This window comes from Pseudomonas sp. 9.2(2024) (assembly GCF_039695385.1).
Lineage (GTDB): Bacteria > Pseudomonadota > Gammaproteobacteria > Pseudomonadales > Pseudomonadaceae > Aquipseudomonas > Aquipseudomonas paraglycinae.
Window position 1 is genome coordinate 1,736,382 of sequence record NZ_CP155585.1, and the last position, 25,370, is coordinate 1,761,751.

Consider the following 25,370-nt stretch of genomic DNA (forward strand, 5'->3'; position numbering starts at 1 on the left):
TGCTCCGCAAGGATGAGGTGTTCAGTTCAGGCAATCGGCGTGCTGACGCAGGTTCTGCCGGGCGTAGTAGTTGAAGGCTGCGGCGTGGCGCTTGGGTTTCGACACCCAGTCATGCGCCTCGCGACCCAGCTCGGGGATGATCGGCTTGATCGTCCCGGCGGCCATTGCCAGCAATTGCAGTTTGGCGGCGCGTTCGATCAGTTGCGCGATGACACAGGCTTCCTCGATGGTCGTGCCGGTCGACAGCTGCCCGTGGTGGGAAAGCAGGATCGCCCGTTTGTCGCCCAAGGCCCCGGCAATCAACTCGCCTTCTTCGTTGCCCACCGGCACACCCGGCCAGCCTTCAAGGAACGCGCAATCGTCGTACAGCGGGCACAGGTCCATGTGGGAAATCTGCAGCGGCACTTCCAGCATCGACAGCGCGGCAATGTGCGTCGGGTGAGTGTGGATGATGCAGTTCACGTCCGGCCGGGCGCGGTACACCCAGCTGTGGAAACGGTTGGCCGGGTTGGCCATGCCGTGGCCTTCGAGCACTTCCAGGTCTTCGTTGACCAGCAGCAGATTGCTCGCGGTGATTTCGTCGAAACCCAGGCCCAGTTGCTGAGTGTAGTAAGTGCCCGGCTGCGGGCCACGGGCGGTGATCTGCCCGGCGAGGCCCGAATCGTGGCCGTTCTCGAACAGGATCCGGCAGGTCAGGGCCAGCTTTTGCCGGTCTGTCCACGTATTATCCGCCAGGCTTTTTTGCATCTGGGTCAGCGCTTGCTTGACCAGTTCGTCTTTGGGTAGTGCTAATGTCTTCGCCATATCCGTGTCCTGTGGTGGTTGCCATGGATGACACTTAAGAGGCTATATGACACTTTGTGTCATTGGCAAGGACAAATCGTCTTTCCTTTGCTGGATTAATCGCTTCGCATGTCTATCCGTTTGAAATTATTGAGAAAAAAACTTGGCGTAACCCTTGAGGCGCTGGCCGAGAAATCCGGCATGACCAAGAGTTACCTGTCGAAGGTCGAGCGCGGGTTGAACACGCCGTCGATTGCCGCCGCGCTGAAACTGGCCAAGGCGCTGAACGTGAAAGTCGAAGAGCTGTTCTCCGAAGACAACGTCAGCCTCGACAGCTACAGCCTTGTGCGCAGCCACGAACGCCAGTCGCTGGCGGCCAACGACCACAGCCCAGGCTACGCGGTGCTGGCTCATCAGGTCAGCGAGCGCAGCCTGCTGCCGTTCATCATTTACCCGCCGAGCGAATTCACTGACAAAACCTTCAAGGAACACTTGGGCGAGGAGTTTCTGTTCGTCCACGAAGGTCGAGTCGAAGTGGACTTCGTGAACGAACGGGTGCTGCTGGAGCGGGGCGATGCGCTGCACTTCAATGCGCAGAAACCCCATCGCATCCGCTCAGTGGGCGAGGTGCAGGCGCAGTTGCTGGTGGTGGTGCACAGCAGCGAGGAGTGATCAGACCTCGACCGGCACCGACAGCTTCGGATTCCCTAGCGCATGGCTCTTGGAATCAAAGAACCGCAATTCGACACCCGTGCCCTCGAACAGCTTCGCGTAGTGCCGCTTCTGGTGCTGGATAAACGCCGCGCTGCGCGGGTAGATCGAGATCGCCACGGTCTTCGGTTTCGCCAGACGCAGGGCGCGCACGAGGTGGTTGTCCTGCTCGCTGAGGGCGTGGCCGAAGATGCACAGGTTGTCGCCGTGACCGAGTAACTGGTCGTAGCAGAACGACAGGTAATCGGAACTGCGGATGGTCTTGAGCTTGTCGGCGCTCGGCCCTTCGTTGACGAACAGCGGCACGTCGTCGAGCGTCTTGATCGTGTTGTTGATCGCGAAACTGCCGAGCAGCGTGCCCTCGGTGGCGGTCAGTTTGCGCGCGGTGCCGTCCTGATTGCGCACCAGATGCAGACCGCCGTGCAGGTACAGCAGACGCGGTTTTTCCGTGCTGCTTTCGCACAAATCGAAACTCGCATCGGGGCCGTTGAACAGGTCGTCGATCACCTCGCCCTGATGTTGCAGGGCCCAGTAATTGAGCAGGTCGTAGTTGGTGGTGAACACCGTGCGATAGCTCGCCAGTTCACTGTTCAGGGTCGCCAAAGTCGAGGCTTCGATCAGCCGCCACGGGATGTGCACCGCGTGCACGGTGTTGATCAGCGCTTCCTTGATCGCGTAGTAGCGGTTGCGCGGCGCGGCCGAGCTGACGGCCAAAGCCTTGTTGACCCGGCTGGTGGTTTTCAGCGCGCCGAGCACCTGCTCGAAGCTGCGCGTCTGCATCGCGTCGAACACGCTCAGTTCCGACGGGCTCAGGGGCTTTTCTTCCACCGTGCGGGCGTTTTCGAACAGCGAGTCGTAGCCGAAATCGTCCCACACCGCGCGACTGGCGCCGTTGCCCAGCAGCAGACCGCTGAAGTCGGTAGTGGCGCGCAACGCGTTCCAGTCTTCGAGGGTGGCGTCGACATCCAGAAAATCGCTCATTGCAGGGCACGTCTCAAAACAAAGGGGCAGATGGACGGCGACTTTATCACGAGCGGGCATTGAGCCAGATCAACATCCGCCGTGACCGATCGGTCGATCCTTTGCGCACCCGCCGAATTGCAAGCGTCGATTCGGCCCCAGCCAGGAGACGCGCCATGAGCAGCACCTTTTTCATTCCCGCGGTAAACATCATGGGCAGCGGCTGCCTCGACGAAGCGATGAATGCGATCCGCAACTACGGTTTTCGCAAGGCGCTGATCGTCACCGACGCCGGTCTGGCCAGGGCTGGCGTGGCGACCATGATTGCCGAGAAACTGGCGATGCAGGACATCGATTCAGTGATCTTCGACGGCGCCAAACCGAACCCGAGCATCGCCAACGTCGAGGCCGGGCTGGCGCTGCTCAAGGACAGCCACTGTGATTTCGTGGTGTCCCTCGGCGGCGGCTCGCCCCACGACTGCGCCAAGGGCATCGCGTTGTGCGCCACCAACGGCGGGCAGATCCGTGACTACGAAGGCGTCGATCAATCGACCAAGCCACAACTGCCGCTGATCGCCATCAACACCACCGCCGGCACGGCCAGCGAGATGACCCGGTTCTGCATCATCACCGACGAAACCCGCCACGTGAAAATGGCCATCGTCGACCGCAACGTCACGCCGCTGCTGTCGGTCAACGACCCGGCGCTGATGGTCGCCATGCCGAAAGGCCTGACCGCCGCCACCGGGATGGACGCACTGACCCATGCAATCGAAGCCTACGTTTCCACCGCCGCCAACCCGATCACCGACGCCTGCGCGCTGAAGGCCATGACCCTGATCAGCAACAACCTGCGTCTGGCCGTGCGCGACGGCAGCGACCTGGCCGCGCGGGAAAACATGGCGTACGCGCAGTTCCTCGCGGGCATGGCGTTCAACAATGCGTCCCTCGGTTACGTGCATGCGATGGCGCACCAGTTGGGCGGTTTCTACGATCTGCCTCACGGGGTGTGCAACGCGGTGTTGTTGCCGCATGTGCAGACGTTCAACGCGCTGGTCTGCGCCGACCGCCTCACTGACGTGGCCCACGCCATGGGCGCCGATATTCGCGGGTTCAGTCCGGAGGAGGGCGCAAAAGCCGCGATTGATGCGATCCGTTGTTTGGCTAGAGACGTGGAGATTCCCGGTGGCCTGCGTGATCTGGGCGCCAAGTGCACCGACATCCCGGTGCTCGCCGCCAACGCCCTGAAAGACGCCTGCGGCTTTACCAATCCGCGCGCCGCGGATCAGCGGCAGATCGAGGAGATTTTCCGCAGCGCGTTTTAAGCGGGCTGGCGATCGGGCGTGAACCTCGTGCAGAGCACCGCGCCCAATGCAAGAACGCAGCACAGCATCGACAGCGGCCATGCCTGCGGACTGGCGAGCAGGCTGGCCACCGCACCGATCAGTGCGGCCATCAATTGGTGGATGAAACCGCTCAGGGCCATCGCGTAAGCGCCGGCGATCGGCGCGCCATCGTTGGCCCGTGACAGGCTGATCGGATAGTTCAGCGACTGACCGAACACGGCGACGCAGTAAGGCAGCCAAAGCAGCCAGGCCATCGAGCTGGTCAACAGGCTGCCAGCCAGCATCACGCCAGTGCCGGCCATCACCAGCCCGACCCCCAGTGTCATCAACCGGTGCTGACCGGTACGCAGCACAAAGCGATTGACCGCCAGCGCCCCCAGAAAATATGCGGCGCTGATCGGCCAGCCCAGCAACCCATATTCAGTCGTCGACCAGTTGAACGGGCCTTGCAGAATCAACGGCGCAGCGCTGTTGAACGCGATGATCACCCCATAACCCAGACCGCCCGCGAGCGCCGGCAGAAGAAACGCCCGATGGATCAGGATCGTTCGGTAGACCGCCCAGGGCGAAGCGGTTGTGGGCGCTTCGACGAGTTTCGGAAAATTCAGGCGCGAGACAATCGCGGCCATCAACAGGCTGACCGCACCCAGCAGATAAAAGATCGCCTGCCAGCCCAGCGTCACCTGAATGAGCGAACCGGCGTATTGCCCGATCCCCAGCGCGACAACGAACGAAATCGAAATCCACGACAACGCCTTCGCCAGCAGATCGCCCCGAAAGCTGTCACGAATCAGTACCCGCGCCATCACCGAAATGCCGCTGGCGCCAATCCCCTGAACCAGTCGCAGCAGCAGGAACGATTCCAGCGTCGCACCCAGTGGCAGCGCCAGATTCGCCAGACCATAAATCCCCAGCGCCGCCAGCAGCACCGGTTTGCGGCCGATGCGCTGGGCCAGACTCCCCCAGAGCAGCATCGGCAGCGCCATGCCGATGAGGTACAGCGACAAGCCCCAGGCCACCTGCGGAGCATCGACCTGCAAATGTCCGGCGATCTGCGGCAGCGCCGGCAGGTAAATGCTCATGCCCAACTGGGCGAGGAACACGGTGGAGCAGGTGATAAGCAGAATGAGGCCGGGGTTCATAAGTCGTCCGTGAAGGTTCAGCGGTGGCGATCGCTACCGTGAGTCATTAACAGGTCGGTGATCAAATCACAGAAGTGGTGGATCAGTGTCGATTCCATGTCGGCGCGCAGCGTAACGCGGATCGCGGCTTTGCCCTGGGCTACCACCGGGAAAAACACGGCGCTGGTGAAAAAACCGTGTTCGGCCAGTTCAATGGCGATTCGATTGGCCAGGGCGGCGTCGCCACAGTTGATCAAGCGGATGGCCATGGAGCTGCCGTGCTGTTCGGTGCTCAAGAGGCTGTCGAACAGGCGAATATTGGCCTGGAGCCGAACCTGCAAGGCCCTCAGTTCTGCACTGCGATGCAGCTCGATCGACGCGAGGCCCGCACCAATGGCCGCGCAATTGAGGCTTTGCGACCAGTTGCTCGGCCCGCCGTAACGCTGGATCAATGTCTTCTGCCGCTGATTGCCGAGCATCACCAGACCGCCGCTCGCCCCGAACGATTTGGCCAGCGAAGCGACGATCAGGCAGTCCTCTTCCAGTGCCGGCATTCTTGGCCGTACAAGGCCGGCACCGTTGCTGCCCACCGCCGACAATGCGTGGGAGTCGTCCAGATAAAGAAACAGGCCGTAACGTTCTTTCAGATACAGCAGGCCGTCCAGATTGGCGACGCCGCCCATGCTGTAGGCACCGTCGGCGATATAGGCGACGGTTGTGTGGCGCTGGCACACCGATTCGAGAAAATCCATGTCGTTGTGAGGGCCGGTCAGTACCTGGGTTTCGTCGGCGCAACTGGCTTTCAGGTGATTCATCGAATAGTGGGCCAAGCGGTCGAACACCATCACCGGCGGACGGTTGTGCGTGAACACGCCACTGGCCAGCAGCGGCAGGATCCCGGCGCTCGCGGCGCTGCAGGACAGACTGCTCAGACACACCGCGCCAAACAATTGCGACAGCTCGTTTTCGTACTGATCGAGCAGTGCCAGCTTGCAGCGGTTTTTCGAATTGGCAACGCGCAGTGTCCCGGTTTCACGCAGCGCCGCGATGGCGCCTTCAAGCAGGGCAGGGTGGTGGTCGAGACCCAGATAGGAGGTGGTGCAGAAATGATGAAGTTGGCGCCCGTGCTGATCAAGCAAGTGATTGCAGCCTTTGACCTCGACGTTGAGTGCGGCGATTTTTCCGGCTTCGGCGGCCTCCCAATCGTGGTCTGCCAAAGCGATGACTTTGCGGTAATTGGAGAAAGTGTTGGCGGATTCCGTCAGGTGATTCATAGGCAGCTCTCCTTGAGCAGGGCAATCCATGGGGTGTTGCAAATTGTGTGTGTTGCCAGACTTTACAGAGACCTATGCAAGGTCAGAATCGGCTGCGTCCGATAGCATTGACGGCTGTTGGAGATTTACTTGTAGGGCGAAGCCTTGCCGGGCTGTGAAGCGATGAAATGCCCGACAAGTCCGGTGCTAGAGAGCCTACGCTTGAACCCTTATCCAACGGCTGTGGCGCTCTTTTCCAGCGTCGGGGAGAACTGGATCAACGCCATTCCCGCCATCAACAACACCGCGCCGAACAGGCGCGGCAACGTCAGATGTTTCTCCACCAGCCCGAACAGTCCGAAGTGATCCAGCAAGATTGACGTGATCATTTGCCCGGCCAAAGCCAGCGCCAGAAATCCCGAAGCCCCCAGCTTCGGCAGCAACACCACCGCCAATGCGACGAAGCACACCCCGAACGCGCCGCCGGTCCACATCCACAACGGCAGCTTGCCGGCGAGGGCCAGCGACGGCAACGGTAGGCGCAAGGCGACAATCACCGGCAACAGCACCAGCACGCTCACCACCAGCGAGGTCAGCGTCGCCCACAGCGGATGCCCCAACCCGCGCGCCAGATTGATGTTGATCGCACTCTGAAACGGCACCACCGCCCCGGCAAATACCGCCAACAGCAGCAATCCGACCCACTGCATCGTTCCCATGATCGTTCTCCGGCAAGGTTTTGCTGGACTCTAGGGTATTCGTCGCGCAGATTTAAATTCTGTTTTGGTATCCGGAACATGCATCGAATGAATGATCTGCGCCGCATCGACCTCAACCTGCTGGTGATCCTCGACGCCTTGCTAAGCGAGCAGCACGTGACCCGCGCCGCCGAGCGCCTGCACCTGAGTCAACCGGCGGTCAGCCACGCGTTGGCGCGTCTGCGCGACTTGCTCGGTGATCCATTGTTGGTGCGTGCCGGTTCCGGGCTGGTGCCCACCGCGCGGGCGCTGGAGCTGGCGGCGCCGCTGGCCGAAATTCTGGCCCAGGTGCAATCGCTGCTGGCGCCGAACATCTTCGATCCGGCCAGCGCCCGTCGGACCTTTCGCCTCGCGATGTCGGACTACGGCGCGGCGATCATACTGCCCGGGCTGATTCGCACCTTGCGCGCGGAAGCGCCGGGCATCGATCTGCAGATCAGCCATGCCAGCCGCGAAGGCATGGTCGAAGGCCTGCTAAACGGCGACATCGACCTCGCCGCCGGCGTACTCCCCGAATTGCCCGGCGAATTGCGCAGCACGCCGCTGTTCGAAGAGCGCTACGTCTGCCTCCTGGATCGCCAGAGCCTTCCCGCCGGAGGTGTTCTCGACCTGCCAACCTATCTCTCCCGTCCCCATGTCTTACTGGAAATGCGCGGCAGCGGCACCCCGGAAATCGAACGCACCCTGACCGCCCTGCGCGAACGCCGCCGCGTCGCCATCAGCCTGCCGCACTGGAGCGTTGCGCCGCAGTTCATCAGTGGCACGGATCTGATCCTGACCGTCGCTTCGCGGGCGTTGAATGAGGTGGATGACGAATCGCTGATCGTCGTGCCGCCACCGTTTGAAATTGCGCCGTTCACGTTTGTGTCGGCGTGGCACAAGCGGCGGGGCGGGGATCAGGCGTTGAACTGGTTGAATCGGCGGATTGAGCAGGGGATAGTGCGCGGCTGAAAAATATCAAGGAGCGGGGCGTGACATTGAAGTCTGGGGTCGTTGGTTGGGTGGCGCTGTGTGGGGCGTTGATGGCGGGGCAGGTGCTGGCTGATTGTGCGCCTGCGCCGGTGACGGGCGCGCGGGACTTTTCAGTGTGCAAGGCGTGGCCGGCCTTTCCAGGTTTGACGCTCAAGGCTGTCTCTAAATTTGAGCCGGATCCGGTATATGGCAAAACCGGTGATGTCGGCAGTTACGATCTTGCGCTCTCTGTTGTCTCGGTCGAGGATCCGGAGCCTCTGGCCACCTATCACAAGCCTTCTGCATTCCAGTCCGATGCGTTCGCGCTGGAAAATCTGGAGTTCGATACGGCGCGCTACAAATTGACCCCTGAAACTCGGGCCTTTGGTGTTCGGGTCGTCTTCAAAGGCTCCTCACGCGTCAATCCCATGGATGAGACTTCGCTGTCCCTTTACGTGAAAGAGGGCGACACATTACGGCCAGTGCTGGATCGGCTTGTGGTGTATGGCTACAACGGAGAGTGGGATGGAAATTGTGCGGGAGAACGCGCGAGCACCCTACGCACGATCGAGATTGGAAAGACCAGTTCTCATGGTTACGCCGACCTGATCGTCAAATCGGTGACTACGGGTACTGTTGGCAAAGGTGATCCAGACACTTGCGATGAGAAAACCACAACCGGTAAACCTGTGCTGACAACCCTTCGCTACGACGGAAAATCATACGTTTTGCCTAAAGGTTTCAAAGCCATCGAGTGATACAGAGCCAACGCGACTTATTTCAAGGAAGAACAATGTTTACCCCAACCCGACTTCTTATCGCCCTCGGCTTTCTGGCCATCACCACTCAGGCCCACGCTGCCTGTCAGGTAAAAAAACTCGACGGCCACTCCCTGTCACGCTGCAAAGTGTGGCCGGCCTTCCCGGACAAGGCGATTTCGGCGAAATCCACGTTCGTGCCCGATTCCGAAGGTGACCAGGATGGAGTGTTTGACCTGGAACTGTCGCTGCTCAACGCTTCCGACGCCAAACCGCTGGCGACTTATACCAAGCCCGGCGCCTACAACTCTGATGCTACCCGGTTCGATGACTTGAAGATCGATACCGCCCGTTACCGTCTCGCGTCGGACGTTCGCGCGTTCGGCCTGCGCTCGGATTTCTCTGTCCATCTATCGAGAGCCAATCCCTATGCGAGGACAGACTTGACGCTGTACGTCCGCGAAGGCGCCAAGCTTCGACCTGTTCTGGAAGGTCTGGTCATTCGCAAGGAGTTCGGCGAGGGTACGGGGAAGTGTGAAAACAAGGACACGCAAATCCGCAGAACTGTGGAAATCGGCCCGTCCAGCCACAATGGGTTTGCAGATTTGATCGTTTCTTCGAGTGGTTCGGTGTCCACATCGACTCTGTCAGGTAAAGAGTGCGTTTCCAAAACCACCGACCTGACCAAAACCCAAATCACCCTGACCTACGACGGCAAGCAATACACCCTCCCCGAAGACCTCAGAGGTTACTGACCGATGCTCACCGGCCTCAACCACCTGACCCTCGCCGTCACTGACCTGGACCGCAGCCTCGGGTTCTACCGCGACGTGCTGAAGCTGCGGGTCGAGGCCACGTGGGACGCCGGTGCCTACCTGTCGCTCCCGGGTCTGTGGTTGTGCCTGTCCCTCGACCCGAAGCGCCATCCCGACCTCGCCGCCGACTACACCCACTACGCCTTCAGCCTCGGCGCGGCGGATTTCCCGTTGTTCGTGCAACAGCTTCGCGCCGCCAACGTGCAGGAATGGCGCGACAACCGCAGCGAAGGCGCGTCGTTCTACTTTCTCGACCCGGACGGTCACAAGCTCGAAGCCCACGTCGGCGATCTGGCCTCGCGACTGGCCGCGTGTCGGCAAAAGCCCTACGCGGGGATGCGTTTTTTCAACGAGTCGTGAATATTCACAAACCGCTGGGATAGACTGGCGGCCACGTTTTCCGGGACTTGCAGGTTTTCCATGACTCCATCGTTGCTAATGGCCGTGCTGGCCTCCGGTTTCATCTACGGCATCACGCCGGGGCCTGGTGTGCTGGCGGTGTTCGGCATCGGCGCTGCACGTGGGCGGCGGGCCGGGGCGGGTTTTCTGTGCGGGCATCTGCTGGGCGATGTGATCTGGTGCAGCACCGCGCTGATCGCGATTGTCGGCGCCCGGGAAATCGGCAGCACCGCGTTCGACGTGCTCGGTGTACTCAGCGGCCTGTACCTGTTCTGGCTCGGCTGGCGTGCGGTGCGGGCCAAGCGCAGTAATGGCGAGCAGCCGCAGGGCACGGCGCGTCAGCCGTTCTGGCACGGCATCCTGTTCGGCCTGACCAACCCCAAGGCTTACCCGGTGGCGGTGGCGACATTCACTGCGCTGCTGTCGAGCCGCGCCGAACTGCTCAACTGGTCGATGCTGCCGATGCTGATCGCTTTGAGTTTCCTCGGCGGATTGCTCGCCTACGCTATCCTCATTGGCATCGTCGGGGCGCGCCAGGTGCGTACGTTGTACCAGCGTCATGAACTGGTGATCACCCGATTGTGCGGGATCATGTTCATCGGTTTTGCCATCAACGCGCTGGTGCATGCGCTGCCGGGGTTGATGCCGAACAAGGCTTGAAATCGATCGCAGGATGCGAGGTCGGGGTCAGGGACGGTGGATAAGTGCTGCATTGTCCGGACACCTTTTCTGAACCATGAAAAGCCGAAATTCCGCGCCGCTGGCGAGTTACATCGATCTTTTGCTGGACGCCGTCTGTGCCGTGGACAAGCAGGGCCGTTTCGTTTTTGTCAGCGCGGCCTGCGAGCGGATTCTCGGCTACACGCCTGACGAACTGATCGGCCAGTCGATGATTGACTACGTCTACCCGGCCGACCGTGAGCGCACCCTGGCCGCCGCGAGCGACATCATGGGCGGCGAGCCCAAGCACAATTTCGAAAACCGCTACGTGCGCAAGGACGGCAGCGTCGTGCACATTCTGTGGTCGGCGCGCTGGTCGGAGGTCGATCAACTGCGCATCGCCGTGGCCCGGGACATCACCGAACGCAAACTCGCCGAATCCCGTCAGGCGGCGTTGTACGCGATCTCCGAAGCGGCGCACGCGGCGGAGGATCTGCTGGCGCTGTTCAAGCGCATCCACCTGATCATCGGCGAGTGGCTGCCGGCGCTGAACTTCTCCGTGGCGCTGTACGACGAACATTGCGCGCAGCTGAATTTTCCCTATCACGTCGACGATGACGAGTTGCAACCGGAACAACCCGGCACCGTCACCGGGCGCCTGTGTGCGGAAGTGATCCGCAGCCGCCAGCCAATCCTCCTGACCCCGGATTGCCCTCATGCGCCGCCGGAGTTCGCCGCGCTGGTGGCCGGCCAGCAATCGCCGTGCTGGCTGGGCGTGCCGCTGAGTTCGAAAGACCGCACCATCGGCGCGCTGATTGTCAAAAGCCTGGCCGGTGGCGAGCGCTACACCGAACGCGACAAGGAACTGCTGCAATACGTCTGCGCCCAGGTCGCCACGGCCATCGAACGCCAGCAATTGCACGCCCGCCTGCGGCGCATGGCGCAGTATGACCAACTGACCCAGTTGCCCAACCGCGAACTGCTGCGTGATCGGCTAAAGGCTGCGCTGAACCATGCGCGGGAACGGGCCGGGCACATGGCGCTGCTATACGTCGATCTGGATCGTTTCAAACAGGTCAACGACACCTTTGGCCATGGGGTCGGCGACATGCTGTTGCAGGCGGTGGCCAACCGGCTCAAGGGCTGCGTGCGCGAGACCGACACGGTGGCGCGGATCGGCGGCGACGAGTTCGTGGTGCTGTTGCACAGCGTCCACGCCGCCGACGATGCCGACAGTGTCGCGGAAAAAATCCGACAGGTACTGGTGCAACCCATGCGCCTGGACGGGCACAACCTGCACATCGAACCGAGTATCGGCGTGGCCCGTTATCCCGAGCATGGTGATGAGGAACAGCAACTGTTTCGTCACGCCGATCAAGTGATGTACGCCGCCAAACGGCAGAATCATAAAAGGCTGGACAGCTGATCGGCGGGTCACCGTTCGTCGCGGCGACGGCAACTTTTCTAAACCTTTGTCAGTCAGGAAATTCTCAATCTAGGCGGGCACCTGCTCGCTTACGATCAATGCCAAGAGGTAGAGAATCATGCCTAACTCAAGAAACTCGAACTCGGGAAACTTCGCCAACGATCGAACGAAGGCGTCTGAAGCCGGTCGCAAAGGTGGGAAAACCACCACCACGACTGTCGACAAAGAGCCAAAAACCGACATGGGCCGCAAGCCTGCTCAGAAATCGAAGTAGTCGGCGAAGGTTGTTTTGATTGAGAGGCGGGGGCGCAAGCTCCCGCTTGAATCTGCAAAGAAGGAGGGCGCGACCATGAGCCGGATGGCCACCCGAGTACGCCGCATCAGTTTTGTCAGCCTGCTGGGATTGTTCGCCAGCAGCGCGTTTGCCCAGTCGCCCGCCGACTTCATCAACGAAGCTTCGGCCAAAGGCATGGCCGACATCGAGGCCAGTCGTCTGGCGCACAGCAAGGCTGAATCCAAAGAGGTCAAGGATTACACCATCGTCGTCATCAACGACCGCACCACCGCCAACCAGCACCTGGCGAAAATCGCCAAGAAACTGGATCTCCCGGTGGCGCCACGCGAAGAAGTCGCCGACAAGGCCAAAGCGTTGATGCCGGAAGTCAAAGAAGGCGCCAGCTTCGATCAGGCCTACGCCGCCAGCCAGGTCAAAGCCACGGAAGAGGCCATTCAGCAGATCCAGCAGGAAGCCCAGACCACCGACGTGCCCGAGATCAAGGCGTTTGCCGACGAGACCCTGCCGAAACTGCAGAGTCATCTGGAAATGGCTCGGGCTCTTCAGGCCAGTCGCTGAATCCGCAGCAATAAAAACGGCGCTTTTTTAGCGCCGTTTTTATTGCCTGTCAGCATTCATTCAGATCCTGCTTCGGCTTGCTCTTGTCCCCCAGACCTTCCAGGTCAAACACCTCGTTCTCGCCCATGGCCCGGTAATGCCGGCGCAGCGCTTCCAGCTGCTTGAGATCCAGCGACTCCAGCCCGAGCATCGCGTTCTGCGCCTCCTTGTTCACCCGCAGCAGCTCATCGAGTTTCAAATGCAGGATGTCGGTGTCGCGGTTCTGGGTGTTCTGGATCAGGAACACCATCAGGAACGTGATGATCGTGGTCGAGGTGTTGATGATCAGTTGCCAGGTGTCGTTGTAATCGAAAATCGGCCCGCTCAACCCCCAGAGCCCGATCAGAATCAAAGCCCCCATGAACGTCTTGGGGCTGCCGGCCCAGAGCGCCAGCGTTTGCGAAATCTTTGCGAATTTCATGGCCGTGTTCCTTGTTGGGGGGAGCTTGAAATTCAGACATCGCAGGGATGCGGAAAATTCTACTGACAGAGACTTGCTGTCTCTGAAACTTGACTGCTCCAAGTCACGGTTTTGAACGCTTTTGGAAGTGGGAACTTTCTTTGTATGGGTTTGCGTCTAGGATGAAATGGCAGTCAATTTGCCAGCATGCGAGTGCACGGATAGAAACCCAGTCAGAGGCCGCTCATGGAATTCTTCGAAAAGTTAGCCAGTCTTGCCGCCAAAGTCCGGTTGCAGAGCGCTGCAATCCAGACAGAAGAGGCGACAAAAAACGCGTTTGTCATGCCCTTCATCAGTACTGTTCTGGGTTACGACGTATTTGACCCGACAGAGGTGACGCCGGAGTTCGTTTGCGATATCGGCACGAAGAAGGGCGAAAAAATCGATTACGCCATCATGAAAGAGGGCGAGGTGCAGATCCTCATCGAGTGCAAGAAAATCGGCGAGCCACTGCACATCAATCACGCCTCGCAGCTGTTTCGTTATTTCCACGTTACCAGTGCCCGAATCTCCATCCTCACCAACGGCCAGGTCTACAAGTTCTTCACTGACCTGGATGCGCCGAACAAGATGGATGAGAAACCCTTCCTTGAACTGGACCTCCTGGATATCGATGAATACTCGGTGCCAGAGCTCATCAAACTTACAAAGTCTGCGTTCGACGTTGATTCGATCATCAACGCGGCAGGTGAGTTGAAATACGTCAGCCAGATCAAAAAAGTTATCGCCTCGCAGGTCAGTAAGCCCGATGACGACTTCGTCAAAGTGTTCGCTTCGCGAGTCTATGACGGGGTCATTACGCAAAAAGTGCGGGACCAGTTTCATGAGCTGACGAGAAAAGCGGTCGTTCAGTTTCTCAACGATCAGATCAATGACCGCCTCAAGTCGGCCATGAGCGGCACGATCCAGCCGACGCTGGCATCTATTCCGGCTGCGTCTGGTGGAACAGATCCGGTAGATCCCCGTGACGAATCCGACGATAAGGTTTTGACCACTCTGGAGGAATTGGAGGGGTATCACATTGTTCGGGCGGTCGTTCGATCGATTGTCGATGCTAAACGAATCGTTCAGCGCGACACGCAGAGCTACTTCGGGATCCTGCTTGATGACAACAACCGAAAACCGATTTGCCGCCTGCACTTCAACCGTTCGCAGAAGTACATCGGCATTTTCGACGAGGAGAAAAACGAAACCCGCCATCCCATTAACTCCGTGGATGATATCTACGAGTATTCAGATCAGTTGAAAAAGACCGTGGGCTATTACGACTAGTGCGAGACTTTCCAAAAAACCGGCCATCGGCCGGTTTTTTTATGCAAGCGAAGTCCGCGAAAAAAGTCGCGTGCTGCCGTCACGTCTTAAGTCGGATAGGGAATGCACAGGGAGTCGATGTATCGTAGCGAACCACTGCAAAAGTCCTGACAGGAGAACGCAATGACCTGGTCCGCCAAGCAATACGTCACTTTCGAAGATGAACGCACCCGCCCGGCCCGCGACTTGCTGGCGGCGATTCCCACGCCCGAGGCGCGTTCCGTGGTGGATATCGGGTGTGGCCCGGGCAACTCGACCGAGTTGTTGGTGGAGCGTTTTCCGGGGGCGAAAGTGCAGGGGCTCGACAGTTCGCCGGACATGATCGACGCCGCGCGCAAGCGTCTGCCGCAGTTGCAGTTCGAGGTGGCGGACATCGATAAATGGGCCGATGAAGGGCCGTTCGATGTGATCTTTGCCAACGCTGTTTTGCAGTGGGTGCCGGATCACGCGACGTTGTTGCCGGCACTGGCGGGCAAGTTGGCGCAGGGTGGCAGTCTGGCGATTCAGATGCCGGACAACCTCAACGAGCCGTCCCATCGGTTGATGCGTGAGGTGGCTGCCAACGGGCCGTGGGCCAGCAAACTGGCCGGTGCGGCGGGGCAGCGGACGGAAATGGCGGATGCCAGTGCTTATTTCTCGATGCTGCGGCCGCATTGCGCGCGGGTCGATGTGTGGCGCACCACCTATCACCATCAGTTGGCGGGCGGGGCTTCCGGCGTTGTCGAGTGGTTCAAGGGTAGCGGTCTGATTCCGTTTCTCAGTCCGTTGACGGAAGCCGAGCGGGCGGACTATCTGGCGCAATATCTGGCGGAGGTTGCGAAGGCTTATCCGGCGCTGGCGGATGGTTCGGTGTTGTTGCCGTTTCCGCGGTTGTTCATTGTCGCCACACGTTGAAATGAAAAAGGGCCGACTTGATCGGCCCTTTCTTTTGGAGTCAGCGTTGTACGGCGACCAGCATCATCATCGGCCGCTCACGCTCTTCAGCGAGCGCCGGTTGCGCGGCCACTTCGGCATCGCTCGGGCCCCATTCATTGACGTGTTGAATCGTGAATCCGGCGCCTATCAACGCGTTGAGTAGCGTGCCGACCGTGCGATGCTGCTTGATCACGCCATCGGCCAGCCAGTTGGTCACCCGCTCGCCCTCCATTTGATAACTGTCCAGCGGCCAGCGCTTGTGGCCCTCGCTGTCGATCAGCCAGCCCGGATTGCGCGGCGCCATGAAGATCGGGTGCTCGATGGAAAACACAAAATGCGCACCGGGTTTAAGCGCCGTATGCAGTTTGGCAAACAGCCCTGAGAGATCCTTGATGTAGTGCAGGGCCAGTGAGCTGTAGGCCAGATCGTAAGTGCACGCAGGCAAGTCGAGGTGTTCCAGGTCGGCACGTTCGTAGCGGATGTTCGCGGCCGAGGTGGTTTCCTTCGCCCGCTCGAGCATTTTCTCCGAGACATCCAGCCCCAGCACTTGGGCAGCGCCGTTTTCGCTCGCCCAGCGGCAGAACCAGCCGTAGCCGCAGCCCAGATCCACTACCTGCAAACCGTGCAGGGAGGGCAACAAGGCTTTCAGCACCGGCCATTCCGGCGCGGCATCGAGGCCGCCGATGGAGCGGTTCATCTGGCTGTAGCCCTGGAAAAACTCGGGGTCGTCGTAGATGTTCTGGGTCATGGATTTGATGCTCTTTTGAATTTGATTTGGGTGGCTCGCAGGCCACGGTTTTGAATCCCTCGAAACGTGATGGCGCGTATTCGTCGATGGCCGCGCAGGGGGAGGGTGGTGGGCGATGGGGAAATGCTAGCGGGTCGTGGCGAGTGTGAGAACCGGGGGAGTGTTGGGGATCTGTAAACGCGGTTTTTCGATACGGGATGTTTAAAGAGTTGGCCCTGTTTACTGAACCTTCCCACAAGGTTTTCAGGTTGTCCGTCGGAAGTGCGGACTCTAGCCTGTGAGGGTCGCTGATGAATCGGCGATCGGGATTGGAACCCCGGCGACTTCCCAAAAAAGCAAAAGCAGCTTTCATGACGTATGCTTGCCCGCCTTCATGGTGTGCACTCTGTTATGGCGGCTGTGCGCGAGAGACTTCGAGTCTGTCGGGCTTTTGGCTTTTTTCGCCCGGGTTCCAACTCGTGTACAGCTGCCACCTCTTCGATTGGAACCGAGTAGGTCAGCTCCACCTATCGACCAGAAAGAAGCCATTATGAAGAAGCCAACCCCGAATCCCCCCGAAGTCGAAACCGACCCAACATCCCCGTACGTCTCGATCGACTGCAGAAAACTCCACGACGCTGCCAACCGCGCCCTCGATCACTACCTCTGCCCCGGCGCCCATGTCATGGGCACGAACAACCAACCCGACCCGATGTACTTCGCCAACCCTGCCTACGACACCGAATCCCTGCTGGCCAACGCCAGCGAGTCACTGGGCTCGGCATCCGAGATGCTCAACAACTTCGCCGCCACCCTCGACCCCGCCCACCGCAGAACCGCGATAGGCATTGCGCAACTGGTGATGCTGGGGGAATTGGCGGTGAATCAAGCGCTGGATCATGTTGAGGTGAAGGACTGAAATGCAGCTGTTCTGGCAGGCATAAAAAAACCGGTCATCGCGACCGGTTTTTAGTTTCATTTCAACCTGGCTGCAAAGCGTCGAGTGTTGTCGAAGTCCGTATCGGGCGAGTATTCGAGTCAGTATTTCAGACGCAATGCTTGTGTGGGTGACAGAGTTCAGCCCAATAAATAGCAAAATATAGTGAAATCTAAGGGTGTATAGGGATATCTGCTATACAACGATATATTCGTGTAGAGACAAGCATTTGTGAGGCTTTCATGGATCCATACCGTAATCCATTCGCTCCAGGCGCAGGCAGCAGACCGCCTGAGTTGGCAGGACGCGACACAATCCTTGAGGCAGCCAGGATTTCATGTGGGCGAGCCATCAACGGACGAAGCGCCCGATCCATCATGCTTCTTGGATTGAGAGGCACGGGTAAAACGGTACTGCTGGAACGAGATTGGAAAAATTGCGAGGGAAGAGGGACTTCTCGTTTCAAAAGTAGAGGCTCCGGAGCGTGAAAGTCTTGCACGCCTTCTCTTTCCTGAAATGCGCAAAGTCATGCGCTCACTTTCTGCAGTAGAAGCTGCCAAGCAAATTGCGACCCGTGGACTGAATGGTTTGCGCGGTTTCGCCTCTATTTTCAAGATCGATATCGCAGGCGTGGAGATTGGTGTCGAACCGGAGCCAGGATTCGCTGACAGCGGGGATCTTCAATACGATCTTCCAGACCTTTTTGCCGTGATAGGTCAAGCTGCGCAAGCTGCAGGCAAAGGCTGGATTCTTCTGATTGATGAAGTTCAGTACCTTTCCGAAGCAGATTTATCTGCGCTTATTGTGTCGATCCATCACATGTCTCAAGAAGGGCTGCCGGTACTTCTCGTCGGTGCTGGTCTTCCCCAGGTTGCTCGTTTGGCAGGCGAAGCAAAATCCTACGCAGAGCGGCTTTTTCTATACCCTGCGGTTGATGCGCTTGATCAAGTATCTGCAATTCAAGCAGTTCAGAAGCCAATCGCGGATGAGGAGGCTTCGATCGAACTCGCAGCACTTGGCAATATTGTTGATCGGACGAGAGGGTATCCTTTCTTCCTTCAAGAGTGGGCATCCACTGCTTGGAACAACGCTGAAGGACCTGAAATCACAGTCGAAGATGTGGACCATTCATACGCGGAGACGTTGGCTTCTCTTGATGCGGGCTTTTTCAGGGTGCGCATTGATCGACTGACAAAGTCGGAAGTGCAGTTCGTGAAGACGATGTCGGAGCTCGGGGATGGCCCCTATGCAATGGCCGATATTGCGAAAGCGATGGGGCGTACACAGTCATCGCTTGGTCCGACTCGTGCCAACATAATCTTTAAAGGAATGATCTACAGCACAGATCACGGCTACTTGAATTTCACCGTCCCACTTTTTGCGGAATATATGCGTCGACAAGGATGAACCGGTCTCAGACGCGAGACTGAGACCAGAATGCGCGACTGATCCCGCGTGAAAGTGGAAACCGCTGGCTGCTTCTAACTCCAACAGTTTGGGGCTTATCTCGGTTTAGTCGGGATAACTCACAATTAAATGGAGTTAGCTGCAGTTGAGGTTACGCGTGCACCATTGTTGAGTGTGTTCTGATTCATTCGGCTTGCTCCACATCCCAGACACAAAAAACCGGTCATCAAGACCGGTTGGATGCAGGGGGGATACTACTGCGGCACCGCGAACACCGCACTGGCACGGGCAACCATTCGATCACCGACATGCAACCCAACAGTGGCAAACGCCAGCTGCCGTCCTTTTTTGGAGTGCTCAACGCGTACCTCAAGCCACTCATTGATCTGCACCGCGCTGAGATAGTCCAGGGTCATACTCGCCGTGATCAATGGCAGGGGAGGGTCGCTGGAGAATGCCATGGCGTAACCCATGCCGACATCCGCCAAAGTCGCCAATACACCGCCATGCAACGTGCCCCGTCCGTTGGCATGTCGTGAGTCTGTCCGCAGACCGATTTCAAGTTGCAAGCCACTGCCTCTGGTATAGATCGGGCCAAGCAAGTCGAGCAGCGGACTGCTGCGGGTCAGCGGAGTGAAGCCCTCGGGGATAGCGGTGTCGTTCATGGTCGATCCCTCTTCCGGTTGGTTACCAGCTTATTTAGCCTGGATACGGAGCGTAGCTTAGAGGGTTTAATCCTGATTTCGCCGTCGGAGAAGGATCATGCGTATGGGGAATTTGCAGCGATAAGCTGATCACGATGGAGCAGTAGGGGCAGGGTTGTTTCGACGGTAGCGATCTTTGGATTTACTAATGAAAACTCAAATCCCGGACACAAAAAAACCGGCCATCAAGGCCGGTTTTTTCTGTTTGCGCATCCCCCGTCAAACCACGACGCAGGACATAAATTCGATTGGAGCGGGTGAAGGGAATCGAACCCTCGTTATCAGCTTGGGAAGCTGGAGTAATGCCATTATACGACACCCGCTCAGAGCGGCTGACTTTGTACCAGACTCGGCCACGGATTTGAAGTTTTCTTTGCACGCGAACTACGGAAAGTCCTGAAACAGAGCCGAAATCGGTCAATCGCGGGCAAGCGCTGCGGGCTGGAGGACGGCTGAATCTCAGCCTCGCAGGCTTGCTCGCGACGACACTGTTTCAAATGGCCAATGCATGGTGATCCTGGACAAACTGGTAACGCGTTCGGCTGGCCTGTTGCGCCGGTTTCAGGAAACCGAGCAGGGCGTTCTGGCTGTCCCGGCAGGCCGATTTGTGTTCCATGTCGAGGAAGTGCCCGGTGGCCTGCAGGGTAGTGAAGGTGCTCTGCGCGACATGGTTGCCGAATAGTCGGGCGTCTTCGGCGGCGGTGTATTCGTCCCATTCGCCGTTCAGGAACAGCACCGGTACGTTGATTTTCTTCGCCGCATTCAAATAGCACTGACGGTCGCTGTGCAGCACGTCGTTGATGTGGAAATGCATCTGCCCGTATTCGTGCTCGGCCAGGCTACTGACGTGGCGATAGTTGAAGCGCTTGAACAGCGACGGCAGGTGTTTGCCGATGGTGTTGTTGACGAGGTGGCCGACCCGGTCGCCGTCACGTTGGCCGAGGCATTCGACGCCGCGCTCAAGGTAATCAAGCATGTGCGCGTTGATCACCGGGGAGAACGAGCTGATCACGGCTTTTTCGATGCGCCGAGGCTGATGCGCGAGGGCGACCATGGTCGCGGCGCCACCCCAGGAGAACGACAGCACGTGCTCGGCGGCGAAGTGATCGATCAGCTCCAGCAGGATCAGACCTTCGACTTCTTTCGTCAGATGTTTCTCGTGGCGGTTGTGGACTTTCGACTTGCCCGCGTAGGGCTGGTCGTAGCAGACCACGTTGAATTGCGGGTGCAGATTTTTCACGGTTTGTGCAAACGACGCAGTCGTGGCCATCGAGCCGTTGACCAGGATGATGGTCTTTTCTGCGGCGTCTGCGCGATAGAACTCCGTGTAAACCCGATACTGACCCTGTATATCCAGCACAGCGATTTCTGGCCTCATGTCATAAGACTCCTGGCAAGCAAGCGGGTATGCGCGCAAATGAGATTGCACGAGCTTTGTGACAGGTAGGCATATGCCTGGAATTTTGGAGCCCATGTCGATCCGGAACGGCAGGTCGACGGGTATTGTTATTGGCGGGCAATCTGCCGGCTGAGGCGCAGCCCTGATGGGCTGTCTACCGACAAAAAGTTTCTTGGATGTTATGTGTGACTCATCGGTCACAATTTGGCCGACGTCCTGATTCAAGCAGGGGGATCCGGATCGCGCAAGTGCCGTTAGTAAATTGTTCGACAACTTCTGCTGAGCGGTCGGCTGCTTAGAACAAATGAATCTCTTCGGTGCGCAAGGCGCGGTACTCGCCCGGTTTTAGCGCGTGATCGAGCGGCAGCGGGCCCATGGATTCGCGGTGCAGGCGCAGCACTTTGTTGTTGAAGTGGCCGAACATGCGCTTCACCTGATGGTAACGACCTTCGACGATGCTCAACCGCGCCGTTCGCGGGCCGAGCACTTGCAGCTGCGCCGGTTGGGTGGTCAGGTCCTCGAAGGCGAAGTAGATCCCCTCTGCGAACTTGATCGCATATTCCGGGCCGATCTCCTGTTCGGTCTCGACGTAATAGACCTTCGGCAGTTTGGTCTGCGGCTGGGTCAGGCGTCGCGACCAGTTGCCGTCGTTGGTGATCAGCATCAATCCGGTGGTGTTGAAGTCGAGGCGCCCGGCGATGTGCAGGTCGTCCTTGTCCGGCTCGTGGATCAGGTCGAACACGGTCGGATGTTCGGGGTCGCGGGTGGCGCTGACGCAGCCCTGCGGTTTGTTCAGCATGAAGTAGCGCGCCGGTTTGCCGGGTTGCAGCACTTCGTCGTCGACCTCCACGCGGCTGAACTCAAGGACTTCGCTGTGGGGATCGCTGACGACTTTTCCGTCAATGCGCACGCGCTTTTCCACCAGCAACAGGCGAACCTGCTTGCGGTTGTAGCGGGGCAGGTTACTCAGGAAACGGTCGACACGCATGATCAGCAATCGGCAGGAAGCGGGGCGCGCATCTTACGGGATCGACGGCCTGGCCGCTTGCAGTTGCGCCTCGACCTGGGCACAGCGCGGGCACAGGCAGGACTTGTCGCGCAGCTCCGCCGGCAGGGCTTCGAGCACTGCCGGATCAATGGAAACGCCGTAGCACCAGCAGGCGCGGTCGGCGGTGCGCGGGTCGGCCAGGGTGCAGTCGTTGCGGGCGCCGCAGGCCGGGCAGAGGTCAGGTTTGGTCATGAGTGTCAGGCATAGGTTGAGTGAGGCATTTCCACGCAGGTGCGGTTACGGCCGGTCTGTTTGGCCCGGTACATCGCATGATCGGCCCGGGACAGCAGACTGTGCAAGGTGTCATCCGGTTGCAGGGTGGTGGCGCCGATGCTGACAGTCAGATTCAGGCTGTGACCGTTGTAGGCATATTCATGCTGTTCGACGTGCTGGCGGATCTTCTCGGCAATCTTCTGACCGGTCTCGCCGTCGGTGTCCTTCAGCAGCACGATAAATTCCTCACCGCCCCAACGGCAGACGATGTCGGAATGTCGCAGGCAGCTTTGTAGGTCCCGGGCGAACCCGATCAACACCTGATCGCCGGCCATGTGCCCGTAGGTGTCGTTCAAGACTTTGAAGTGATCCAGATCCAGCAGCAGCGCGGTCAGCGGTTTCGGCTCACGGTGCGCTTCGTGCAGCGCTTGCACGGCGAGCAGGTCGAAGCCGCGGCGGTTGGGCAGTTCGGTGAGGCTGTCGAGGGTGGCCTGGGCGTGGATTTTTTCCTGATAGCGGCGGATCAAGCGGTTGACCAGGGCCAGCACGATCAGCGTCACCAGCAGGCAGATCAGCAGGTTGAGGTACAGCGACTGGCGGATTTCGCTCAGTGCGCCGTCTTCGCGTTTGTCGACAAACAGGTACCAGTTCAGCTCCGGAATGAACCGCACGTTGAGGAAATGTCCTTGGCCGTGGGTGGAATATTCGTAGCTGCCGCTGTGGGGTTTGGGCAGCTGGCTGACCAGGCTTTTCATGCTCTCGAGGTCGGTCAGGCTTTTCCCGACCCGCGCCCCTTCCGGTCCGCCCTCGGCGCCGGTCAAGACCAGTCGGCCGAAGGTATCGACGAAGTAAACGCTGCGTTGATAGCGCTGTTGATATTTGTCGATCAGCTTGATCACTGCATCCACCGTCAGCCCTACGCCGGCGGCGCCGATGAAGCGATTGTTGTAGTCGTAGACCTTGTAGTTGATGAAGAAGGTCATGTTGTCTTTGTTGGCCAGATCCGGGTCGACGTTGATCTCGTACGGATCCTTCATGTCGCGTACGCGGAAGTACCAGGCGTCGCGCGGTTCGTCGATCTTCACCTGCTTGAGCACACCCTTGGCGTGGTAATAGGTCTGGGTGCTGTTGGAGACGAAAAACGCGGTGTAGGCGCCGTAGTGGGTCATGACCTCGTCGAGGTAGCGGGTCATCTGGTCGCTGTCTTTCTCGCCGTTCACCACCCAGTCGCGCATGAAGGTGTCGCGGGACATCATCGAGGAAATCAGGATCGGTCTGACGAGGTCTTTCTGGATTTCCGAGTACACCGTGTCGGAGGTCAGCGGCAGTTCGGTGTTGACGATGTTGTCGCGGATCGACGCCCGCGAGGCGTAGTAGCTGAGCAGCGAAGTAGCAAGGAAACCTGCGCCGAGCAGGGCGACGAGGGTCAGTACCAGCGAACGTTGGGAGTGAAACGCAGATCTGAGCGGCATTGGCAATTCCGTTGACAGTGACCCGATGGGCAGCATTCTAGTGGCACGGCGGGGAAAAGACTGCGGGATTTGTGCCTGAAATGCGGGGGGATCAGCCGGGCAGGGGTGTCTGGAGAATGGCTTGCTCATCCAGCCCCCTCCCGGAACGAAAGGGGGCCGCTGTTCGGATCAGTTTCCGGTTTGCAGATATGCTCGCCACCCACCCAAATGGCTGATGTCGGTTGCACCTTCCAGGCCGTAGGGTTCGCAGATGAATCCGCTTTCCCAACGGTCATCCGCCAGTTGCACCTTGCCCAGTCCCAGCGGTGCCGGGATGCCGGTCAGGAACGAGCCCAGTTCACTGCTCGGCAACTCCCAGACTTCCACTGCAATGGCCACGCCACCTTCGGCCACGCGCAGCATGCCCGGGCGCAACGGCGGGCCGCCGGCCAGGGCATAGAGTTTGTAGTCCTTCGAGCTGTAGGTGGCCTCGATCAGGCGTGCGTCGCGCTGGCGCAGTTGCCAGTTCAGGGCCAGCCCGTCCAGATGCGCGCCGCAGACCACCAGTCGTGCACGGTCATGGCGCGCCGGATTGTTCGGCGTCGGCAGCGCGCGATCCTGCTGGCGCTGCAATGCATCGGCAACACCCAGCAAGTACTGATCGGTGAACACCCGGCCAAACAGCGTCACACCCCACGGCAGCCCGTTGGCCATGAAACCGCTGGGCACGGCGACGGCGGCGTAATCGAGCAGGTTCATGAAGTTGGTGTAGTAGCCCAGTTCGGAATTGCGCAGCACCGGTTCCGCGTCGAGTTCCGCCAGCGTCACCGGACGACCGATGGTGGGCGTGAGCACGCAGTCGAGTTCTTCCAGTGCTTTATCGCAAACGGCTTTCAGCGCTTGCAGGCGGTATTGCGCACGGAACGTCTGCACGCCGCTGACGGCCGGTGCTTTGGCCAGCACCGCGCGGATCACCGGCAGCACTGCTTCGGGATTTTCTTCCATCAACTCGCCGGCCACGCTGTAGCGCTCGGCCACCCACGGCCCTTCATAGAGCAACCGCGCCGCTTCGAGGAACGGCGACAAGTCCAGCTCGACAGCTTCACCGCCCAGAGCTTTCAGACCGTCGATGGCATCGCGGAACAGCAGCGGGCCTTCCTCACAGCCGAAAAACGCCAGGTCTTGCGCGCGCGGTACACCGAAGCGAAACGGCCGTGGTACGCCGAACGCGGTGCCGTCGTTCCATGACGGATTACTGCGGCTGTATTCGTCCCTCGGATCGAGGCGCGCGGTCAGCGCCAGCAGCTGACTGGCTTCCCGGGCCGTTGCGGTGAACGTGGTGACGCAATCGAGCGTGCGACAGGCCGGCAGCACGCCGGCGGTGGAGATCAGCCCTTTGCTGGCCTTCAGGCCCACCAGATTGTTCAACGCCGCCGGCACCCGGCCGGAGCCGGCAGTGTCGGTGCCCAACGCGAAACTGGCCACGCCGAGCGCCACGGCCAGCGATGAGCCGGCGCTTGAGCCGCCGGACGGATACTCCGGCAACACGCTGTTCGGGCAGGCGCCGTAAGGCGAACGGCTGCCGTTGAGGCCGGTGGCGAACTGGTCGAGATTGGTCTTGCCCAGCGGAATCGCGCCCAGCGCCAGCAGCTGCTCGACGATGGTCGCCGAACGCTCCGGTACGTAGGCGAACGCCGGGCATGCAGCGGTGGTCGGGACACCGGCCAGATCAATGTTGTCCTTGATCGCAAACGGCACGCCATACAACGGCAGGCTGTCGAGGTCGCGACCGTCGAGGGCGGCCAGATACGGTTCCAGTTCTTCGGCGCTGAGCAGATGGATGAACAGGTGATAGTCCGGGTTCAGCGCAGCGGCTTTTTCCCGCAACGCCAACAGCAATTGCCGGGGTGTGGTGTCGCCATTGTGGTAGGTCTGGCGCAGGGCATCGAGTTGCAGATTCATGGG

The 25,370-nt window shown here is 59.4% G+C and carries 27 protein-coding genes and 1 tRNA gene; 14 read left to right on the forward strand and 14 right to left on the reverse strand.

Translation table 11 applies throughout. The features are described 5' to 3' along the window. Window positions 1-21 precede the first annotated feature (21 nt). Window positions 22-804, reverse strand: a complete 783-nt coding sequence (locus tag ABFB52_RS07770) for an aldolase (protein ID WP_007957912.1) — start codon at window positions 802-804, stop codon at window positions 22-24. A gap of 108 nt (window positions 805-912) precedes the next feature. Here ABFB52_RS07770 and ABFB52_RS07775 point away from each other — a divergent pair, with 108 nt between their 5' ends. Then, a complete protein-coding gene (locus ABFB52_RS07775) occupies window positions 913-1,455 on the forward strand; it encodes an XRE family transcriptional regulator (RefSeq protein WP_085747256.1) in 543 nt (180 codons plus the stop codon). Here the strand turns inward: ABFB52_RS07775 and ABFB52_RS07780 are convergent, their stop codons facing one another. Further along, window positions 1,456-2,475 carry a DUF4917 family protein gene (locus ABFB52_RS07780; RefSeq protein WP_129972888.1) on the reverse strand — a complete coding sequence of 340 codons (1,020 nt, stop codon included), beginning with the start codon at window positions 2,473-2,475 and terminating at the stop codon, window positions 1,456-1,458. A 155-nt stretch (window positions 2,476-2,630) separates the two neighbouring features. Between ABFB52_RS07780 and yiaY the strand changes: the two genes are divergently transcribed. Next, complete coding sequence (gene yiaY / locus ABFB52_RS07785; protein ID WP_102685897.1) at window positions 2,631-3,779, forward strand: L-threonine dehydrogenase; 1,149 nt, start codon at window positions 2,631-2,633, stop codon at window positions 3,777-3,779. On the opposite strand, the gene ABFB52_RS07790 is transcribed toward yiaY, so the two are convergent. The 3 genes from ABFB52_RS07790 to ABFB52_RS07800 all read right to left on the reverse strand — a co-directional run bounded on the left by ABFB52_RS07790 (window position 3,776) and on the right by ABFB52_RS07800 (window position 6,893). Next, a complete protein-coding gene (locus tag ABFB52_RS07790) occupies window positions 3,776-4,942 on the reverse strand; it encodes an MFS transporter (protein ID WP_129972887.1) in 1,167 nt (388 codons plus the stop codon). The genes yiaY and ABFB52_RS07790 overlap by 4 nt on opposite strands. A gap of 17 nt (window positions 4,943-4,959) precedes the next feature. After that, window positions 4,960-6,195 carry an aminotransferase class I/II-fold pyridoxal phosphate-dependent enzyme gene (locus ABFB52_RS07795; protein WP_102717492.1) on the reverse strand — a complete coding sequence of 412 codons (1,236 nt, stop codon included), beginning with the start codon at window positions 6,193-6,195 and terminating at the stop codon, window positions 4,960-4,962. A 209-nt stretch (window positions 6,196-6,404) separates the two neighbouring features. Next, complete coding sequence (locus tag ABFB52_RS07800; protein ID WP_129972886.1) at window positions 6,405-6,893, reverse strand: DMT family transporter; 489 nt, start codon at window positions 6,891-6,893, stop codon at window positions 6,405-6,407. Between the two features lie 78 nt (window positions 6,894-6,971). Here ABFB52_RS07800 and ABFB52_RS07805 point away from each other — a divergent pair, with 78 nt between their 5' ends. The 8 genes from ABFB52_RS07805 to ABFB52_RS07840 all read left to right on the forward strand — a co-directional run bounded on the left by ABFB52_RS07805 (window position 6,972) and on the right by ABFB52_RS07840 (window position 12,794). After that, window positions 6,972-7,883, forward strand: a complete 912-nt coding sequence (locus tag ABFB52_RS07805; protein WP_178082621.1) for a LysR family transcriptional regulator — start codon at window positions 6,972-6,974, stop codon at window positions 7,881-7,883. Between the two features lie 20 nt (window positions 7,884-7,903). Continuing rightward, a complete protein-coding gene (locus ABFB52_RS07810; protein ID WP_129972884.1) occupies window positions 7,904-8,641 on the forward strand; it encodes a hypothetical protein in 738 nt (245 codons plus the stop codon). A 35-nt stretch (window positions 8,642-8,676) separates the two neighbouring features. Further along, window positions 8,677-9,396, forward strand: a complete 720-nt coding sequence (locus ABFB52_RS07815; RefSeq protein WP_129972883.1) for a hypothetical protein — start codon at window positions 8,677-8,679, stop codon at window positions 9,394-9,396. A gap of 3 nt (window positions 9,397-9,399) precedes the next feature. Further along, window positions 9,400-9,816 carry a fosfomycin resistance glutathione transferase gene (gene fos, locus ABFB52_RS07820; protein WP_129972882.1) on the forward strand — a complete coding sequence of 139 codons (417 nt, stop codon included), beginning with the start codon at window positions 9,400-9,402 and terminating at the stop codon, window positions 9,814-9,816. Window positions 9,817-9,876: 60 nt separating this feature from the next. Beyond that, the gene (locus ABFB52_RS07825) at window positions 9,877-10,515 is read left to right on the forward strand and encodes a LysE family translocator (protein WP_129972881.1); all 639 of its coding nucleotides are present in this window, start codon (window positions 9,877-9,879) and stop codon (window positions 10,513-10,515) included. A 76-nt stretch (window positions 10,516-10,591) separates the two neighbouring features. Then, window positions 10,592-11,941, forward strand: coding sequence for a diguanylate cyclase (locus tag ABFB52_RS07830; RefSeq protein WP_129972880.1), 1,350 nt, complete (start codon window positions 10,592-10,594; stop codon window positions 11,939-11,941). A gap of 118 nt (window positions 11,942-12,059) precedes the next feature. Further along, the gene (locus ABFB52_RS07835; protein WP_077045875.1) at window positions 12,060-12,215 is read left to right on the forward strand and encodes a KGG domain-containing protein; all 156 of its coding nucleotides are present in this window, start codon (window positions 12,060-12,062) and stop codon (window positions 12,213-12,215) included. 75 nt (window positions 12,216-12,290) lie between these two features. After that, entirely contained in the window at window positions 12,291-12,794 is a 504-nt protein-coding gene (locus ABFB52_RS07840; protein ID WP_129972879.1) for a DUF4142 domain-containing protein, read from the forward strand. Between the two features lie 49 nt (window positions 12,795-12,843). Here the strand turns inward: ABFB52_RS07840 and ABFB52_RS07845 are convergent, their stop codons facing one another. Next, window positions 12,844-13,254: a low affinity iron permease family protein gene (locus ABFB52_RS07845; RefSeq protein ID WP_011332870.1), complete on the reverse strand. Its 411-nt coding sequence runs from the start codon at window positions 13,252-13,254 to the stop codon at window positions 12,844-12,846. 225 nt (window positions 13,255-13,479) lie between these two features. On the opposite strand from ABFB52_RS07845, the gene ABFB52_RS07850 reads away from it, so the two are divergent. Both ABFB52_RS07850 and tam read left to right on the forward strand, forming a co-directional pair. Continuing rightward, window positions 13,480-14,565, forward strand: a complete 1,086-nt coding sequence (locus ABFB52_RS07850) for a type I restriction endonuclease (RefSeq protein ID WP_129972878.1) — start codon at window positions 13,480-13,482, stop codon at window positions 14,563-14,565. Between the two features lie 162 nt (window positions 14,566-14,727). Continuing rightward, window positions 14,728-15,498 carry a trans-aconitate 2-methyltransferase gene (gene tam, locus ABFB52_RS07855; RefSeq protein ID WP_127797181.1) on the forward strand — a complete coding sequence of 257 codons (771 nt, stop codon included), beginning with the start codon at window positions 14,728-14,730 and terminating at the stop codon, window positions 15,496-15,498. Window positions 15,499-15,538: 40 nt separating this feature from the next. Here the strand turns inward: tam and ABFB52_RS07860 are convergent, their stop codons facing one another. Further along, window positions 15,539-16,267 (reverse strand): class I SAM-dependent methyltransferase, encoded by a 729-nt coding sequence (locus tag ABFB52_RS07860; protein WP_129972877.1) that lies wholly within the window; start codon window positions 16,265-16,267, stop codon window positions 15,539-15,541. 529 nt (window positions 16,268-16,796) lie between these two features. Here ABFB52_RS07860 and ABFB52_RS07865 point away from each other — a divergent pair. Beyond that, the gene (locus ABFB52_RS07865) at window positions 16,797-17,165 is read left to right on the forward strand and encodes a DUF6124 family protein (protein ID WP_129972876.1); all 369 of its coding nucleotides are present in this window, start codon (window positions 16,797-16,799) and stop codon (window positions 17,163-17,165) included. Between the two features lie 546 nt (window positions 17,166-17,711). After that, window positions 17,712-18,590: an ATP-binding protein gene (locus ABFB52_RS07870; protein WP_256656672.1), complete on the forward strand. Its 879-nt coding sequence runs from the start codon at window positions 17,712-17,714 to the stop codon at window positions 18,588-18,590. 254 nt (window positions 18,591-18,844) lie between these two features. Here ABFB52_RS07870 and ABFB52_RS07875 read toward each other — a convergent pair whose 3' ends face one another. From ABFB52_RS07875 to atzF, 7 genes are all read right to left on the reverse strand, one after another. After that, window positions 18,845-19,255 carry a PaaI family thioesterase gene (locus ABFB52_RS07875; protein ID WP_039772722.1) on the reverse strand — a complete coding sequence of 137 codons (411 nt, stop codon included), beginning with the start codon at window positions 19,253-19,255 and terminating at the stop codon, window positions 18,845-18,847. A 288-nt stretch (window positions 19,256-19,543) separates the two neighbouring features. Further along, window positions 19,544-19,617 (reverse strand) — tRNA-Gly (locus ABFB52_RS07880). Between the two features lie 170 nt (window positions 19,618-19,787). Next, window positions 19,788-20,672, reverse strand: a complete 885-nt coding sequence (locus tag ABFB52_RS07885; protein WP_129972875.1) for an alpha/beta hydrolase — start codon at window positions 20,670-20,672, stop codon at window positions 19,788-19,790. 316 nt (window positions 20,673-20,988) lie between these two features. Then, window positions 20,989-21,681: a pseudouridine synthase gene (locus tag ABFB52_RS07890; protein ID WP_129972874.1), complete on the reverse strand. Its 693-nt coding sequence runs from the start codon at window positions 21,679-21,681 to the stop codon at window positions 20,989-20,991. A 33-nt stretch (window positions 21,682-21,714) separates the two neighbouring features. Then, on the reverse strand, window positions 21,715-21,933 hold the full coding sequence (locus ABFB52_RS07895; protein ID WP_129972873.1) for a cysteine-rich CWC family protein: 219 nt from the start codon (window positions 21,931-21,933) through the stop codon (window positions 21,715-21,717). A 5-nt stretch (window positions 21,934-21,938) separates the two neighbouring features. After that, a complete protein-coding gene (locus tag ABFB52_RS07900) occupies window positions 21,939-23,426 on the reverse strand; it encodes a sensor domain-containing diguanylate cyclase (protein ID WP_129972872.1) in 1,488 nt (495 codons plus the stop codon). A gap of 168 nt (window positions 23,427-23,594) precedes the next feature. Next, a complete protein-coding gene (gene atzF / locus ABFB52_RS07905) occupies window positions 23,595-25,367 on the reverse strand; it encodes an allophanate hydrolase (RefSeq protein ID WP_129972871.1) in 1,773 nt (590 codons plus the stop codon). Window positions 25,368-25,370 lie beyond the last annotated feature (3 nt).

What these genes read in the sequence shown, in the direction of transcription:
- ABFB52_RS07835 (WP_077045875.1), top strand. Translation starts at nt 12,060, where the DNA reads ATGCCTAACTCAAGAAACTCGAACTCGGGAAACTTCGCCAACGATCGA.
- ABFB52_RS07780 (WP_129972888.1), bottom strand. Translation starts at nt 2,475, where the DNA reads ATGAGCGATTTTCTGGATGTCGACGCCACCCTCGAAGACTGGAACGCG.
- ABFB52_RS07900 (WP_129972872.1), bottom strand. Translation starts at nt 23,426, where the DNA reads ATGCCGCTCAGATCTGCGTTTCACTCCCAACGTTCGCTGGTACTGACC.
- ABFB52_RS07830 (WP_129972880.1), top strand. Translation starts at nt 10,592, where the DNA reads ATGAAAAGCCGAAATTCCGCGCCGCTGGCGAGTTACATCGATCTTTTG.
- ABFB52_RS07775 (WP_085747256.1), top strand. Translation starts at nt 913, where the DNA reads ATGTCTATCCGTTTGAAATTATTGAGAAAAAAACTTGGCGTAACCCTT.
- ABFB52_RS07885 (WP_129972875.1), bottom strand. Translation starts at nt 20,672, where the DNA reads ATGAGGCCAGAAATCGCTGTGCTGGATATACAGGGTCAGTATCGGGTT.
- ABFB52_RS07770 (WP_007957912.1), bottom strand. Translation starts at nt 804, where the DNA reads ATGGCGAAGACATTAGCACTACCCAAAGACGAACTGGTCAAGCAAGCG.
- ABFB52_RS07845 (WP_011332870.1), bottom strand. Translation starts at nt 13,254, where the DNA reads ATGAAATTCGCAAAGATTTCGCAAACGCTGGCGCTCTGGGCCGGCAGC.
- ABFB52_RS07815 (WP_129972883.1), top strand. Translation starts at nt 8,677, where the DNA reads ATGTTTACCCCAACCCGACTTCTTATCGCCCTCGGCTTTCTGGCCATC.
- ABFB52_RS07860 (WP_129972877.1), bottom strand. Translation starts at nt 16,267, where the DNA reads ATGACCCAGAACATCTACGACGACCCCGAGTTTTTCCAGGGCTACAGC.
- yiaY (WP_102685897.1), top strand. Translation starts at nt 2,631, where the DNA reads ATGAGCAGCACCTTTTTCATTCCCGCGGTAAACATCATGGGCAGCGGC.
- ABFB52_RS07805 (WP_178082621.1), top strand. Translation starts at nt 6,972, where the DNA reads ATGCATCGAATGAATGATCTGCGCCGCATCGACCTCAACCTGCTGGTG.
- ABFB52_RS07840 (WP_129972879.1), top strand. Translation starts at nt 12,291, where the DNA reads ATGAGCCGGATGGCCACCCGAGTACGCCGCATCAGTTTTGTCAGCCTG.
- ABFB52_RS07865 (WP_129972876.1), top strand. Translation starts at nt 16,797, where the DNA reads ATGAAGAAGCCAACCCCGAATCCCCCCGAAGTCGAAACCGACCCAACA.
- atzF (WP_129972871.1), bottom strand. Translation starts at nt 25,367, where the DNA reads ATGAATCTGCAACTCGATGCCCTGCGCCAGACCTACCACAATGGCGAC.
- fos (WP_129972882.1), top strand. Translation starts at nt 9,400, where the DNA reads ATGCTCACCGGCCTCAACCACCTGACCCTCGCCGTCACTGACCTGGAC.
- ABFB52_RS07890 (WP_129972874.1), bottom strand. Translation starts at nt 21,681, where the DNA reads ATGCGTGTCGACCGTTTCCTGAGTAACCTGCCCCGCTACAACCGCAAG.
- ABFB52_RS07870 (WP_256656672.1), top strand. Translation starts at nt 17,712, where the DNA reads ATGCGCTCACTTTCTGCAGTAGAAGCTGCCAAGCAAATTGCGACCCGT.
- ABFB52_RS07800 (WP_129972886.1), bottom strand. Translation starts at nt 6,893, where the DNA reads ATGGGAACGATGCAGTGGGTCGGATTGCTGCTGTTGGCGGTATTTGCC.
- ABFB52_RS07850 (WP_129972878.1), top strand. Translation starts at nt 13,480, where the DNA reads ATGGAATTCTTCGAAAAGTTAGCCAGTCTTGCCGCCAAAGTCCGGTTG.
- ABFB52_RS07825 (WP_129972881.1), top strand. Translation starts at nt 9,877, where the DNA reads ATGACTCCATCGTTGCTAATGGCCGTGCTGGCCTCCGGTTTCATCTAC.
- tam (WP_127797181.1), top strand. Translation starts at nt 14,728, where the DNA reads ATGACCTGGTCCGCCAAGCAATACGTCACTTTCGAAGATGAACGCACC.
- ABFB52_RS07895 (WP_129972873.1), bottom strand. Translation starts at nt 21,933, where the DNA reads ATGACCAAACCTGACCTCTGCCCGGCCTGCGGCGCCCGCAACGACTGC.
- ABFB52_RS07875 (WP_039772722.1), bottom strand. Translation starts at nt 19,255, where the DNA reads ATGAACGACACCGCTATCCCCGAGGGCTTCACTCCGCTGACCCGCAGC.
- ABFB52_RS07790 (WP_129972887.1), bottom strand. Translation starts at nt 4,942, where the DNA reads ATGAACCCCGGCCTCATTCTGCTTATCACCTGCTCCACCGTGTTCCTC.
- ABFB52_RS07795 (WP_102717492.1), bottom strand. Translation starts at nt 6,195, where the DNA reads ATGAATCACCTGACGGAATCCGCCAACACTTTCTCCAATTACCGCAAA.